Origin of the sequence: Erysipelothrix inopinata (assembly GCF_014396165.1) — a bacterium.
GTDB classification, from domain to species: Bacteria; Bacillota_I; Bacilli_A; order Erysipelotrichales; family Erysipelotrichaceae; genus Erysipelothrix; species Erysipelothrix inopinata.
This window is the reverse complement of sequence record NZ_CP060715.1, coordinates 653,983-669,558: the sequence shown is the minus strand read 5'-3', so window position 1 is coordinate 669,558 and position 15,576 is coordinate 653,983. Positions and strand designations below refer to the sequence as shown.

Here is a 15,576-nt window from a genome sequence, read left to right as displayed (position 1 = left end):
TGTGAATACTCTTTTTTCATCTCTTCTTATTTATTTTTAATGGGTTTCAAAAGTCTAAGACTATTCAGAATTACCAAGATTGTGCTTCCTTCATGACCGACAACCCCTAATGGAAGGGATACTTTATTCATAAAGTTGGATACAACAAGAATGGCAATAACACTCATTGAGAAGACAATATTTTGAATGACAATCTTTCTTAATCTTTGAGAAAGTTGGATTGCATATTGAATGCTGGTAATATCATCTTTCACAAGAATAATATCTGCTGCTTCCATGGCGATATCTGTACCACCACCCATAGCAATTCCAATTGATGCATTAGCAAGAGCTGGTGCATCATTAATACCATCACCAACCATCACGACAGTTCCATACTCTTTTTCCAAATCGTTGATAATATTTGCTTTTTCATGAGGAAGAGCTTTCGCAACAACGCGTGTTAGACCGATATCTTTAGCGATAAATTGTGCAGTTTCTTCCACATCACCAGTAATCATAATGGTCGCAATTCCTTGATTATTTAACCAGCTTACTAACGCTCTTGCTTCGGGTCTAACAACATCGATTAAACCAAGGACACCAATGAGTTGATGGTCCTTTTCGATATATACAATTGAGGATCCTTTTTGTGACCACAACAATGCTTGGTCTACAATTGATTGTTCATCATCCTCCATATATTCCAGTTTTCCAATTCTATAATGCGATCCTTGGTAAATACCCGAGATACCAAATCCGGCTTGTTCTTCAATATTATCAGCAACTGGATATTCTTCTAATTCATACTTTTTAAACAATCCACTAACGATTGCGTTTGCAAGTGGATGTGAAGAATACTGTTCAATCGCAACAACTGCCATTGCCACTTCTTTTTCATCACTTAAAATGAGTAAATCTGTTAGCTCTGGAACACCTTGTGTAAGTGTTCCTGTTTTATCAAAAGCTACAGCTTTAGTATCCATCATATTCTCAAAATGAATACCACCTTTAACTAAAATACCACGTTTCGCACCATTGGAAATAGCTGATAGTGTTGCAGGTGTTACCGATGCAATCAACGCACATGGTGAGGCAACAACCAATAATACCATTCCTCGATAAAAGGCAGCATCAAATGATTCACCCATGAATAAAATAGGAATCAGAATCACCAAAAATACGACCACAAGCACAACTCGTGCATAGTAATCTTCTAAAGTATCAATGAATCGCGCCGTTTTTGAAGGGAAATTTTGAGCTTCTTCTACCATACGAACAATTTTTTGAATTAATGTATCACCAGGCTCACTGTTTACTTCTAATGTTAACGGATGGGTTACGTTCATGGTTCCCCCAAATACAGCGTCACCAACTGTTTTCTCAACAGGTAGTGCTTCACCTGTAATTGCCGCTTCTTCAAGACTACTCTTGCCTTTATAAATTATGGCATCAGTAGGAATGGTATCTCCCACAGCAACAATTAATTTATCACCAATTTTCAAGTCCTCAACTGCAACGACTTCGGTGCTCCCATTTTCTTTGAGACGCGTTGCTTCTGTTGGTTGAAGTGCCATTAATGACTGAATTTCACGTTGACTTCGATCCAGTGTTAATTCTTCTAAAGCACCTGATAAAGAGAAAATAAAAATTAAGATTGCACCTTCTAATGCATTTCCAATCAAACACGCCCCGATTGCTGACAGGATCATTAAGAGTTCAACATTAAGATGTTTATTTTCTAGGGTATCCATTATCCCTTCTTTTGTTTGATTATATCCGCCAATAATGATTGCAAGGATATAAATTGCATCACTCCATTGATTATTAATCACTAATCCAGTAACGAGTAACACACCACAAATCAGTGTTTCTTTTAAACTCCACAATGTCTTTTTCATTTTTCCACTCCTAAGTTGATATTGATAACGATTATCACTATTACAGTATACCAACTAACGCATTAGAACTCAATCTAATTGAACAAAAAAGAATGATTTCCGAAGAAATCACTCTACAAAATTATATTTACGTGGATCAGTACCATAACGTGTTTGAGAATCCAAACTATTAATAATTTCCATTTCAGCAGCATTCAATTCAAAATCAAAGATATCAAAATTCTCTTGAACTCGAGTCAACGTTTTTGTTTTAGGGAATACAACGTATCCCGATTGAATTTGCCATCTCAGTAGAATCTGCGGCACTGTCTTATTGTGCTTATTACTAATATCTATAAGTTGCGGTTCATTATTCGCTTCTCCGCGAGCAATCGGCATCCATGCTTCACAGACTATTCCTTGTTCAACACAATAGTCATGAAGTTCATTTTGTTGTAAATAAGGATGTCTCTCAAATTGGTTAACCATTGGCTTAACAGTCGCAATCTCTTCAATTAATTTCAAGTGCTCTATCTCAAAGTTAGACAAACCAATAGCACGCGCCTTTCCAGATTTATAAATCTCTTCCAGCGCTTTCCAAGACTCTTTCGAGACAGGTAGTGGCCAGTGAATCAAATATAAATCAACATAATCCATTTGAAGCAAATCTAAAGATTTCTCAAAAGTTTGAATGATATGATCGTGGCCAAGTTGATCATCATTATAGAGTTTCGTAGTAACAAAGAAGGACTCTCTTTCAATACCACTATCTAAAATTGCTTGACCCACTTCTGCTTCATTATTATAAACTGTCGCAGTATCGAAATGGCGATACCCTACTTTAATTGCTTCAGTCACGATGTCATAAGCATCCTGGCCCAAAAGACGGTAAGTACCGAAACCGAGCACAGGTATTTCGACACCATTGTTTAGCTGTTTACTTAACATTGAGCCACTCTTTCAAGATTTCGAGTAAGGACTCCTCTTTGGTTAGATTCTTAATTTCAGCCAAGTGATCACTGACCGCTTGTTCTCCTTGAACAATTGTTTCCATACCTTTACCTACTTCAAAAACCCAGACATCATCGAGAGGGATATTAATGTGTACATCCGCACGTTCAATGATATGTTGATCTTCCTCAATGCGCATTAAGTCCATAATGCGTACTGCCATTCCCATTAAAGATTCTAAGTTTCTAAATTCTTCGTTGGTATGCATTGTAACGGCAATTGTTTTATCAGCACCATAGCTATAGAGAGGATCAAGCGGTAAATTCATACGAATACCACCATCCACTAAAACATATCCCTCATGTTCACATGCTGCGATTACAAATGGGAAAGAACACGACGCACGCACCGCTTTGGCTAGCGATATATCAGTCACAATCTCCCAATCAGGATGAATATTCTTAAATTGTTCAGGATGTGAAACAAAGAGTACAATTTTTCCTGTCACAACATCTACTGATGGAATTGCAAGCGGAATCTTTACATCCTTAATCCAATAGATACCGAGTTCACGAAGGGTACGTTCCATTACTATTTCAAGCTCTTCCCCATCCACAAAACCACCAATTAGTTTTTCTTTCGACATGAATGGAATAACTTTGGCACTGGGTCTTGAGAACAAACGTTTCTCTTTAATTTCACTTTCAAGTGCAAGAACCACTTCTTCAAGTTTGTCCGCATCCAATCCACATGCAACAAGCGCTGCAATTACCGATCCCATCGATGTTCCAGAGACCATATCAATACTTACTTCTTCTTTAAGAATGGCTTTAATTACGGGAACCTGTGATATTGATTTAATCCCGCCACCAGACAATGCTAATCCTATTTTTTTCATGACTTCACCTCAATCTCAGTATACTATAATTTAGGCTTCTATGTTACAATCACACTAGTTCACAACGTATTTTAAAAGGAGAATTTATGGATATCATACTCATTGTCTTATGCAGCCTTATACTCATTTTATTGGTCTTCATTCTAGTACTTCTCAAAAAACCTAAAAGTGATGATAAAGACCTCCAACTTCAAATGCAATCCCTGTTACATTCTATGCAAGAATTTGAGTATCAATCTCAAGAATCCCTGAACCAAAAATTCAATCAATTTACAGATCGCATGGATCAAAGAATTACAGGCTTAGACCAAAGAAACTCTCAATTCGAAAAAGCAACCGCTACAAATCTGGTGCAATTTCAAGATAAGCTCAACCAAACAATGAATCAACAATTCACATCCCTTCAAGAAACCGTTGAGAGACGACTCCTCTTAATGGATCAAAAAGTTAATCAAAATCTTGAAGATGGTTTTAAGAAAACTAACGAAACATTCACAAACATCGTCTCACGTCTCAGTAAGATTGATGAAGCCCAGAAAAAAATTGATGCATTATCCACCGACATTATTTCACTTCAAGACATTCTTACCGATAAAAAAACACGTGGCGCATTTGGAGAGATTCAACTTCATCAAATATTTGCTTCTATCTTCGGTGATAGAAATGACAAAGTTTACCAACTCCAATACTCATTTGATACGGGTGTTCGTAGTGATGCTGTACTCTTTGCACCCGAACCTCTAGGAACCATTGCAATCGACTCGAAGTTCCCACTTGAAAACTATCAACGAATGGTCGATACGCCACCCAATTCAGCTGAAAACCTTCAAGCCAAGAGAATGTTTGTTCAAGATTGCAAGAAACATATTGATGCTATCTCCCAAAAGTATATTATTCCTGGAGTAACCTCCGATCAAGCTATCATGTTTGTTCCTGCAGAAGCTGTGTTCGCTACAATTCACGCTTACCATCCTGAAATTATTACCTACTCTCAACAAAAACGGGTTTGGATTGTTTCACCCACAACACTGATGAGTACCCTCACTACCATTCAAACTATTCTTATTAATATGGAACGTGATAAATATGCTGCCATCATCCAACAAGAGCTCAAACAACTTGGTGTCGAGTTTACACGATACAAAGAACGTTGGTCTGCACTAGAGAGACGTATGGATGGTATTCATGAGGACTTCAAAAAAATCAACATCACTAGCGATAAGATTACCAAGCGATTTGATGCTATTTCAAATGTTGACCTTGATACTCATCAATCCATCTCCATAGATGATTCAGAAAACTAAACAAGTCGCCAAGGCGACTTGTTTTATAATTTACGAATTCGGATATTTTTCGGTGTAATTTCCACCACTTCTGTACTATCAATATAGGCAAGTGCGTATTCAAGCGTTAAATCTATTGGGTCCTTTAGTTTTAATGCTTCTTCTTTTCCACCATTTCCATTACCTCTAAAACTATTTAACCTTTTATTACGGGTGATATTAATTTCGAGATCCTTACTCTTCGAGGCAATCCCTACAACCATTCCGGGATAGACATCAACTTGAGCACCAATAAAATAGTGCCCTCGTGATTGTAGATGAAACATAGGATAACTCATTGATGTTCCAGAAGTCATCGAGATTAATGAACCGTTGACACGTTGTGACTCTCGGCTCGTCTTCTTTTTATATCCATCAAAAAGACTTACCATGATGCCTCTCCCTTTTGTTAGTGTGATAAATTCTGTTCTAAATCCTAATAACATTTTCAGTGGAACACACCACTCCTGAATCACACGTTCTCCTTGATGTTCAATATTTTCAAGAACACCTTGTTTTTCATGCATCGCTTGCATAATAGTTCCTTGATACATCTCAGGAATATCAATATATGCTTTTTGATAGGGCTCATAGATAATCCCATCATCTTCATGGTAATTAATCTTTGGATTTTCCACCTCAAACTCATAACCCTCTCGACGCATTGTTTCCAAAAGTATGGATAGATGAAGTTCTCCACGTCCAAAAACTTTAAAACGATCAGCCGATTCAGTTTGTTCAACTTTTAAACCTACGTTGACTTCAATTTCACGCATCAAGCGTTCATAAATTTGTCGAGATGTAAGAAACGCTCCTTCTTTCCCTGCTAACGCTGATCCATTGACTCCAATGATGACACTTAATGTTGGTTCTTCAATCGTCAACGCTGGTAGTGATATATTTGATCCACTCTCACATAAACTATCGCCGATTGTAATCTCAGAAATCCCAGAAATCATGACAATGTCACCAGTATTTGCATAATCGATGTCTCTAGCTTGAGTTGATTCATAATGTTGTATTGATTTGATTTGTTTACTTGTCACATTCCCTTCAGTATCATGCATGTCAACCCACTGCCCCACTCGGATGTTTCCTTGATATATTTTTCCAATCGCCAATTTACCTCGATAATTATCGTAGGCAAGCGTTGATACTTGGAATAAGAAAGGATCTTTCTGCTTATTATTTTCTTCATAGGTTTTTGTGATGGCGTCCAAAAGATCTGTCATATTCTCAGTGATTTTCATTTCACTACTGATGCTTCCTAATTTGGTCACACCATAAAGTACCGGAAACTCCAATTGTTCATCCGTTGAATTAAGTTCCATAAATAATTCGTAGATTTCTTCAAGAACTTCTTCTGTCCGTGCTTCCGGTTTATCAATTTTGTTGATAACTACGATTGGCTTGAGATTATATTTCAACGCCATTTTCAATACAAACCGAGTTTGTGGCATCGGCCCTTCAACACAATCCACCAACAGGATAGCGGTATCCACTGTTCGAATGATTCTTTCGACTTCACTTGAGAAATCAGCATGTCCAGGAGTATCCACAATGTTGATACGGTAATCTTCATAATTTATGGCACAATTTTTTGAATAGATTGTAATACCACGTTCTTTCTCCAACTGATTCGCATCCATAAAGTTTAATTCTTGGACCGCATCACTCTTAAAATTGCTTGTTTTCTGAATTAAGTTCTCAACAAGCGTACTTTTACCTGCATCGACGTGTGCGATGACAGCGATATTTATTATTTTTTTCATGTTAATCTTCACTTTCTCATAATACAAAAAGACTCAGTTGAGCCAAGTTTTTTATGAGATATCTGCCACTTCGGGTGATATCTCTAGATTAACACTCGGGTAGTGGAGGTATCATGTCGATGTACATTTGGTATGTAGACATAGTTTCACCTCGTTTCGAATAAGATAACATAGTTATGATGACGATTCAAGATTTATACAAGATGCATATATACAAAAAAATCCGCAATGACGGATTTTTTTTTATTTTGTTAGTTTTCTTTCGATACGTTCTGAGAGTGTTGACAAGATAGCATAGGTTGAAATACCTGTGCCTTTTGATATCATGTCACAAGTTCGATGAGAGCCAATGAGTTCGACTGTATCACCGACTTGAATGCGTTCATCTACAGCCATCATCGTTTGGTTCATACATACTTTTCCGACAATTGAATAAAAAGTATCGCGGATCCATACTGGAACATCATGATTTCTCACATCAAAGTTGTCAGCGTAACCAATCGACATTGTCGCGAAACTCATTGTTTCCATCACATCATAAGTATGATCATAACCAATTGTCTCTCCTGCATATGCTGTATCTTTATGTACAATATTGGAATACATACTTAGAACTGGCTTAAGATTATCCACATCCACACGATAGCCGTAGACACCCAGACCAACTCTGAAACTATTAATCCATGTTTCGCGTTTAACTAATTCTAACGGTGCATTGCCAACATGAATCCATGCGAAGTCGTGATTAAGGGACTTTATCATTTCTTTAAACTTTTCCAGTTGAAGCTTTCCTTTTTCCATGTTCGTAGGACTTTGGAAATGAGTGTAAATTCCCTCAACGTTTAAATCACTTAATACCGCTTCAATGACATCTCTATTTCTAAATCCAGATCGATTCATTCCGGTATTAATTTCAATATGAAAACGAACATCTAAATTCGTTCCTTTTATTTTTTGATACCAGTCTTCTGACGAAATAGTATAAATAAAATTTGGCTGATGATATGCTTCGATGTCACTCAACTCAACATTACTAAAAATAAGGATATCTGTTTTGATTCCATCTTTCTCTAGTTTGATTGCTTCATCATAAGAAAAGACACACAGCATCGGTGCTCCGTGTTCTTCTAATATTTGTGAAATCATTGTATCACCATGACCGTATGCATTGCCTTTGACCACTGGCATGATTTCTTTTTGTGTTGCTTCTTTAAGGCGTTCGTAGTTATGGATACAATTGCTTTTGGATATTTCTATCCAGGTTTCTCTAATGCTCATGTTAAATCCTCTAATCTTATAATATTCGCGAATAGTTATATGCAATGTATATTGCGAGGGCTCGATAAATTACCCAAACTAAGGTATACATATCTTGTTGATACATAAATTTTAATGTAATTTGGTAGTTTTCCGCAACCATTAAGCCTGCTACCCCAAATGTCGCGATAACATCTGAAATCAAAATTCCTAAGATTGTCGCTAAACATGCGACCAACGAAAACTTAAGCTGAATGCCTCGTCCGAAGTAGCGAACGACTGTTGCGACACCATAACCAATAATGATAATAAAAATTGAAATATTAAAGTTTGGTATGGAACGAATAAATCCAACTGCAAATCCTAAGAGTGCTCCTGTAAGAAGTCCCAATAGTGTTGCGATTCCAAACCTTTGTTTTTGATTGACTGTTTTGATATTAAAATGACTCATAGTGTATAGTTCCTTTTTTATGTTGTGAAATAACTTCAAATTGTTTCTCAATAAGAGTGCGTACGTTTGATAATTATAAAAATAATGCATTCATTATACTAAATTCAACGATGAAAAACACTCTTTTCTCAAACAGTATTTTTCTTCACAAAATAATTCATGGGGCTAATGTTCCAAAGTATATTGCATAATCTTGATAAAGGCTTGGATTATCAAGTCTTTACTTTACACAATTCTATCACATTTGTAACACCCTGTGTTAGTATCTCACTATGTTTCACATTGAATAATTTATTTTCTCAATCTGGAGGACTATTTTTAATATTTCTAGAGTTATCTATATCGATATTATATGTGACAGAAACCACAATAATCTGATGATTAAATGTTATAATATGGGCATGAATAATATTAAAAGATACGGTTACATCATTTTAGGTGGGTTTCTATTTGCTTTATCAGTTAATCTTTTTCTCATTCCAGCTTCTATCTATAACGGAGGTTTTACAGGAATTGCTCAATTACTTAGGGACGCGATCCAAAGTGTCTTTAAAATTGAGCCTAATTTTGATATTGCTGGTTTGATTAATCTTGGTTTAAATATTCCTATTTTTATTTTCGCTTGGTCACGACTTTCTAAGAAATTTGTGAAACTGAGTCTTCTGAGTGTCTTGTCTCAGACGATAAGTCTTACTTATATTCCAATTCCAAAAACACCTATTGTTGAGGATGTCTTTGTTGCGATACTTATTGCAGCAGTCTTGGGTTCATTTGGTGCATCCCTATCTTTTAGAGCGAAAGGGAGCAGTGGTGGTTTAGATATCATTGGATTCTATCGTTCACAACAAAACAAAGGAAGTATTGGTAATATCTACTTAGTTATTAACTCAATTATTTATCTAATTTGTCTTGCGGTCTATAATGTTCAAACTGCATTATATTCCTTAGTCTATTCGTTTATATTTTCATACGGTCTGGATCGTTTTCACGAGCACAACTTGGAAGCAAGTGTTATGGTCTTTACACGTAATAAAGAAATTAAGCATAAGGTTATCCACGAAATTAATCGCGGTGTCACTCATTGGGAAGGATTTGGTGCTTACACAGGAACATCACTTGATGTCTTTGTGACTATTGTAGCGCAATCTGAACTTGTCGATATCAAACGTATGATACGAAAACACGATCCCAATGCATTCATTATCGTAACGAAGAATTTAAAAGTAGATGGTGGTTTTGAAAAACGTCTCATATAGGAGGGAAATATGATTCCAGAGTACAATGGTAATTTACGTAAACATATTATTAAGGTTCCCGAAGCAATCGAGGAAGCTTCAGGAATTCGTGTTTTTGGTCGCTTATTAAAATCGTTTGTTTTCACAACAGATGTTGCGATCATTCGAAATTGCAATGCAGATGCTGTGATTGCGGTCTATCCTTTCACACCACAACCGATTATTACGCACTCAATCATTACTGCAACAGATAAACCTGTATTTTCAGGTGTTGGTGGTGGAACGACTCGAGGTCCTCGTGTTATTGGACTTGCGGTTGACGCTGAACAACTCGGTGCAATGGGCGTTGTTGTGAATGCTCCTACCAAAAACAAAGTAGTAAAAGGTATGAAAATGTGTCTTGAAATACCTATTATTATCACAATCGTGGATGAACATGAAGATATTCAAGCACGATTGGACAATGGCGCTGCAATTCTTAACGTTTCTGCTGCAAGTAAGACACCACAGGTTGTTCGCCAAATTCGTGAGCAGTTCCCTGATGTCCCTATTATGGCAACAGGTGGCCCTACAAACGAAACCGTAAGAGAAACAATTGAAGCTGGGGCAAATGCTATTACATTTACACCCCCAACAACTGCTGAACTCTTCAAATCAATCATGGATGGTTACCGAAAAGCATAAAGCATTAGGTCACAATAGAGTCGCTAATTATGGTACTATTAATGTATAAACGAGGTGAAATCATGAAATTAAACGTAACATCTGATGCCGCAAAATGGTATATCAAAGAAATGGACTTAAAGCCAGGAGACAGTATCAAATTCTTTGGAAAGGTATATGGTCCCCATGGTGGATTCTCTTTCGCAATCTCTAAGATGGATCCTTCTAGACCCTTTATACTTGAAACAGTTGAAGGGATTAACTTCTATATTGAAAAATCAGATGACTGGTTCTTCATCGACAAGGATTTAACTGTATCACTCGATACTGAACGCAATGAACCTACTTATGAAGTAATCATGAAAGAAGAACAATAGTTCTTCTTTTTTTTGAGTGGTTTGTTACAATAGAATAAAGGAGATTTATTATGTCACAAAATGAAATTACAATTAATAAAGACCAGGTCTACAAAATTCCCTCCTATTTCTTAAATCAAGCTAAGAAATTTAAAACTACCATGCTTTTGTATGAGTGTGCGGTCAAAGAAATAACTACAAAACTAGAAATCCTAGACCGTGAACTCGCACATTTAAACCCTCGTAATCCCATCGCTATGATTAAATCACGTGTTAAACAACCACAAAGTATCGTTGATAAACTTGTTCGCGAAAATCATCCCATTACAGTTGATTCGCTCAATGAGAATATGCATGATATAGCTGGTGTTCGTGTTATCTGCTCCTATATTGATGATATATATACCATTGCAGGTATGATAGCGGAACAAGACGATATTATCGTGATCGAAGTAAAAGATTATATCGAAAATCCTAAAGAAAATGGTTATCGTAGTTTACACATGATTATTGAAATCCCAGTATTTCTTTCTGATGGTAAACACTATACCAAAGTAGAAATTCAAATCCGTACAATAGCGATGGATTTTTGGGCAAGTCTCGAGCATGAAATTCGTTATAAGAAAAATATTAAAAACATTGAAGATGTCTCTGAGTCATTACTCGATTGTGCTGAAACAATCGCGAAGACAGATCAAAAAATGCTGGATATTCGTATGATTATCGATGAATCACAAAGCCATCACGAATAGTTAGCCTTACTCACTAACCGTCCAGTGTAAAATATACTTTCTTATGGGTCTTCCTAAAAATAACAGATAGAATACGGAATGACCCAACGAAGGTATGATGGTTACAGTGATTAAACATAATGATAGAATTACGACGGTGCTACTTTGATAGAACTTAACTTCTGGATGAATCATGGAATTCATAGCTTGCAGTGTTACCGAGCTCATCAACAATACCCCACCGTAGATCCAAATACCCACAATGCTGTTTGTGCTAAAATTTATATTAGTTGCAGCTGGAACAAGAATGATACTAAATAACCATAGTTTGTTGATTTTCTCTACAGACTTCTTTATGACCAAGACATCCTTGAATATACGACGATGTTTTGCCCAAAATCCGTAAATCACAAAAAACGAAATAATTAAACTGGAAAACGTTGATATAAATTCGTACGATTTCAAGACTTCAGTGATTGCGAATTCCTCATTACCTTTAAATAGATCTGTTAGCGGTAGAACAAGTAATGTAATTGCGACAGCCACGATTGCATCGGAAAATGCAGTTAATCTTTCAAGGTCTTTACCATTTGTCATAAAGTTACTCCTTTTTAAATATCATAAATCTATTTTAAGATGGAGTCTACATAATAATCTGAAAGCAAACAAGCAATCCTGCTTGTTTTTTCTATGTTCACAATCCATATATTTGTTGCACTTAGGCTTTATTTTATACTATTATTAACAGTATAAAGGACGTGTTTTCTATGACAAACAAAACCAACCGACTCCTCATTATCTTTAGTTGTTCGATGATTGGTATCAGTTTCCTTCTTGATTCATCACAAAGCCTCTACCATGGCATGAAGGCGATTATTTTTGAATCTTCGATTCTGATTACCGACTACATTGAAGTAGGTGGTATTGGTGCTGCCATTCTAAATGCCAGTATCCTCTCTCTAATAGCAAGTATTCTTATTCAAAAATCTGATGCTGAAATGTCAGGAACGGGTTTGGGTGCTGTTTTTCTAATGTTTAGTTTTGGACTCTTCGGTAAAGATGTCTATAACATCATTTCAATTCTTATTGGAGGCTACTTATTCAGTAGAGTCAAACATATTTCATTTGGTAAAGTAGTCCATATTGTTCTTCTCGCCACCTCATTTGCCCCTATCGTAACTGAGATTTCCTTTTTTACGACACTTCCCCCAATCATCGCAATTCCACTCGCAAATTTCACAGGGATACTAGTTGGCTTCTTTATTGTCCCCGTAGCGAATCATCTTTACGATACTCATAAAGGATTTAACCTCTACAATGTTGGATTTGCAATTGGAATCTTAGGAACCCTTTTTGTATCTATCATGAAATCATACGGACACATCCCAAAAAGTCGTGTTCTTGTTAGCTCTGGAAATAATCTTTTCTTCACGATATTTCTGTCAGCACTCTTTCTCGTCATGTTAATTGTCGCGACAACAAGAGATAAGGATGCCTGGAAAAAATATCGAAAACTCATTCATGAAACGGGATATGAAGATAATGACTTCTATCTTAAATATGGAATCTACACTGTATTGATAAATATGGCCATCAATGGCTTTGTTTCTTTATTCTATGTTCTTATTGTCGCTCGTGGAGACTTAACCGGACCTTCAATTGGAGGGATTCTTACGGTTGTTGGTTTCTCTGGAAAAGGAAAACATTTCCGTAATATCATTCCAATTTATATTGGTGTTGTCCTTGGCGGTATGACTAAATCTTGGACCATTGATCAACCAGCACTTCTCTTCGCAGCATTATTTGGTACAGCTCTTGCCCCGATTTCCGGATACTATGGATTTTTCTGGGGAATCGTCGCTAGTTTTATCAATTCTTCTGTCGCTTTAAACTCTGGTCAACTTCATGCTGGACTCAACTTGTATAACACTGGTTTCTCTGTCGGAATTGTTGCGGCAGTCCTTGTGCCACTACTTGAAGCATTTAATGTTAAACACAAATAGTACAATTCTCACTTTCAATGAAAACCACTGAAAATATATGTTATAATTCTTGAAAGGAGATACATAATTTATGAAAGAATTACAACTTAATGATTTTCTGGACTATAACTACTTAGCCCAACTTAATACTAACCCAAGTAAAAAATGCGCCGCATTTATTCGTTCCAAAGCCAGACTTGATGAAAATGACTACGATCACAATCTTTATCTTTTTGATGGTGATAGCTATAAGAATATTTTAAACCTCGGACAAGATTCTCGTTATTATTGGGAATCCGATACATCAATTTTATTTCACAATGCTAAACTTGATAAAGAAAAAGATCTCGTAAAAAATAAGAATACTGTTATTTATCGCTATAATATTAAAAATGGTGAGATTGAACATGCATACACCTTTAAGTTTCCTATCTCATCCTTAAAGGTATTAGATAATGGTAAAATCCTTCTTACAGGGTCATTGAATGAAGATGATCATCAACTTTTTGATGATGAAAAACGTGGAGACTATATTGCTTCGCTAACAAAACAAGCAAACTATGAAGTTTTCGAAGAAGTTCCTTTCTATTTTAATGGTGGTGGATTCACCAAAGCAAAACGTGGCCAAGCATTTATTTACGATCCTAAAAAAGAAAGCTATGAGTCAATCGTTTCTAAAGATTTAGATATTTCGATGATTCGTTTTGATGACGAAACGCAAATTGCATATTTCGTAAAAGAGACACCTATCGGGCAACCTCAATTCACACCTGATCTTATTGCTTATGATACTAAAAATGAAAAACTTGATGAAATATACTCTAAGCAAGAAGTTTCAATTTCGAAACTTGCTGTCTTAAACGGGAAAACTTTTGTATTCGCAAACGATCGTAAGACAACAGGTTTAAATCAAAACAGTGATATTTACTTGCTCGAATCCGGATCACTTACAAAAGTTAAAGACTTTGGTTTAAGCGGTTGGAACTCCGTGGGTAGTGATGCGCGTCTTGGTGGGTCTATCAGTGATCGTGTTATAGACGATGTATTCTACTTTGCGGGTACGTACCATGATCGTTCCGTTTTATATTCATTTGACGGTGAAAATATTGAAACAGTCTTTGATGTTCGTGGTAGCTTGGATGGTTGGGTATACCTTGATGGTACCCATTATGGAATTGGTCTTTATGAAAACAGACTTCAAGAACTTTACGAACTTGATTTCGATAAGAAGACGATTGCACTACTTTCAGATTTCAATAGTAAATATTGGAAAGAATGCTATATTGCGAAGCCAGAACATATTGAGTACGAAAGTAACGGCGATATGTTGGATGGTTGGGTATTACTTCCTAAAGACTACGATGCTTCCAAAAAATATCCAGCGATATTAGATATTCATGGTGGTCCAAAAACAATTTACGGTGATATTTTCTATCACGAAATGCAAGCGTGGGCAAATATGGGTTATGTTGTATTCTTTACCAATCCACACGGTGGGGATGCTTATGGTAATGACTTCTCAGATATTCGCGGGAAATATGGAACCATTGATTACGAAGATATTATGACATTTACAGATATTGTCCTCGATAAGTATGCTATTGACCCTAAAAAAGTTGGTGTTACTGGCGGATCCTATGGCGGATTTATGACTAACTGGATTGTAAGTCACACCGACCGTTTCGCTGCCGCAGCCACACAACGTTGTATTTCAAACTGGGTTTCTTTCTATGGAACTTCAGATATTGGTGTCTACTTCGGTGTTGATCAAACAGCATCATCACCTTTCGATAACATTGAACAAATGTGGGAACAGTCACCTTTAAAACATGCTCAAAATATCAAGACGCCACTTCTTTTCATTCACTCTGAAGAAGATTACCGTTGCCCCATCGAACAAGGCATGCAACTCTTTACTGCTATTAAAGTTAATGGTGTGGAAACCCGATTCGTTTGGATCCGTGGCGAGAATCATGATCTTTCTCGTTCAGGAAGACCTCAATCACGTGTAAAACGTCTCGAGGAAATTACAAACTGGATGAATTCACATCTTAAATAAATCACTTTAAATAGAGTTCAAACTGAACTCTATTTTTTTT

The 15,576-nt window shown here is 36.4% G+C and carries 14 protein-coding genes; 7 read left to right on the top strand and 7 right to left on the bottom strand.

The window, feature by feature from the left end; all coding sequences use genetic code 11:
* Nucleotides 1-26 precede the first annotated feature (26 nt).
* The 3 genes from H9L01_RS03250 to H9L01_RS03240 form a co-directional block, all read right to left on the bottom strand.
* Nucleotides 27-1,880: a heavy metal translocating P-type ATPase gene (locus H9L01_RS03250; protein ID WP_187534599.1), complete on the bottom strand. Its 1,854-nt coding sequence runs from the start codon at nucleotides 1,878-1,880 to the stop codon at nucleotides 27-29.
* Between the two features lie 108 nt (nucleotides 1,881-1,988).
* Nucleotides 1,989-2,807, bottom strand: coding sequence for an aldo/keto reductase (locus tag H9L01_RS03245; RefSeq protein WP_187534598.1), 819 nt, complete (start codon nucleotides 2,805-2,807; stop codon nucleotides 1,989-1,991).
* The gene (locus H9L01_RS03240) at nucleotides 2,797-3,708 is read right to left on the bottom strand and encodes a patatin-like phospholipase family protein (RefSeq protein ID WP_187534597.1); all 912 of its coding nucleotides are present in this window, start codon (nucleotides 3,706-3,708) and stop codon (nucleotides 2,797-2,799) included. The genes H9L01_RS03245 and H9L01_RS03240 overlap by 11 nt, the downstream gene beginning before the upstream one ends.
* A gap of 86 nt (nucleotides 3,709-3,794) precedes the next feature.
* Between H9L01_RS03240 and H9L01_RS03235 the strand changes: the two genes are divergently transcribed.
* A complete protein-coding gene (locus tag H9L01_RS03235; protein ID WP_187534596.1) occupies nucleotides 3,795-5,012 on the top strand; it encodes a DNA recombination protein RmuC in 1,218 nt (405 codons plus the stop codon).
* A 23-nt stretch (nucleotides 5,013-5,035) separates the two neighbouring features.
* Here H9L01_RS03235 and H9L01_RS03230 read toward each other — a convergent pair whose 3' ends face one another.
* The 3 genes from H9L01_RS03230 to H9L01_RS03220 form a co-directional block, all read right to left on the bottom strand.
* Nucleotides 5,036-6,802, bottom strand: coding sequence for a GTP-binding protein (locus H9L01_RS03230; protein ID WP_187534595.1), 1,767 nt, complete (start codon nucleotides 6,800-6,802; stop codon nucleotides 5,036-5,038).
* Between the two features lie 243 nt (nucleotides 6,803-7,045).
* Entirely contained in the window at nucleotides 7,046-8,080 is a 1,035-nt protein-coding gene (gene alr / locus H9L01_RS03225; protein ID WP_187534594.1) for an alanine racemase, read from the bottom strand.
* A gap of 16 nt (nucleotides 8,081-8,096) precedes the next feature.
* Complete coding sequence (locus H9L01_RS03220; RefSeq protein ID WP_187534593.1) at nucleotides 8,097-8,510, bottom strand: hypothetical protein; 414 nt, start codon at nucleotides 8,508-8,510, stop codon at nucleotides 8,097-8,099.
* Nucleotides 8,511-8,911: 401 nt separating this feature from the next.
* On the opposite strand from H9L01_RS03220, the gene H9L01_RS03215 reads away from it, so the two are divergent.
* From H9L01_RS03215 to H9L01_RS03200, 4 genes are all read left to right on the top strand, one after another.
* Nucleotides 8,912-9,766, top strand: a complete 855-nt coding sequence (locus H9L01_RS03215) for a YitT family protein (protein ID WP_187534592.1) — start codon at nucleotides 8,912-8,914, stop codon at nucleotides 9,764-9,766.
* 9 nt (nucleotides 9,767-9,775) lie between these two features.
* Nucleotides 9,776-10,429: a beta/alpha barrel domain-containing protein gene (locus H9L01_RS03210; RefSeq protein ID WP_187534591.1), complete on the top strand. Its 654-nt coding sequence runs from the start codon at nucleotides 9,776-9,778 to the stop codon at nucleotides 10,427-10,429.
* A 62-nt stretch (nucleotides 10,430-10,491) separates the two neighbouring features.
* Nucleotides 10,492-10,785 carry a HesB/YadR/YfhF family protein gene (locus H9L01_RS03205; RefSeq protein ID WP_187534590.1) on the top strand — a complete coding sequence of 98 codons (294 nt, stop codon included), beginning with the start codon at nucleotides 10,492-10,494 and terminating at the stop codon, nucleotides 10,783-10,785.
* A 50-nt stretch (nucleotides 10,786-10,835) separates the two neighbouring features.
* Nucleotides 10,836-11,516, top strand: a complete 681-nt coding sequence (locus H9L01_RS03200; protein ID WP_187534589.1) for a GTP pyrophosphokinase — start codon at nucleotides 10,836-10,838, stop codon at nucleotides 11,514-11,516.
* 6 nt (nucleotides 11,517-11,522) lie between these two features.
* Here H9L01_RS03200 and H9L01_RS03195 read toward each other — a convergent pair whose 3' ends face one another.
* Nucleotides 11,523-12,092, bottom strand: coding sequence for a TMEM175 family protein (locus H9L01_RS03195; RefSeq protein WP_187534588.1), 570 nt, complete (start codon nucleotides 12,090-12,092; stop codon nucleotides 11,523-11,525).
* Between the two features lie 170 nt (nucleotides 12,093-12,262).
* On the opposite strand from H9L01_RS03195, the gene H9L01_RS03190 reads away from it, so the two are divergent.
* A complete protein-coding gene (locus tag H9L01_RS03190) occupies nucleotides 12,263-13,498 on the top strand; it encodes a DUF1576 domain-containing protein (protein ID WP_187534587.1) in 1,236 nt (411 codons plus the stop codon).
* A 70-nt stretch (nucleotides 13,499-13,568) separates the two neighbouring features.
* Nucleotides 13,569-15,536 carry an alpha/beta hydrolase family protein gene (locus H9L01_RS03185; protein WP_187534586.1) on the top strand — a complete coding sequence of 656 codons (1,968 nt, stop codon included), beginning with the start codon at nucleotides 13,569-13,571 and terminating at the stop codon, nucleotides 15,534-15,536.
* Nucleotides 15,537-15,576 lie beyond the last annotated feature (40 nt).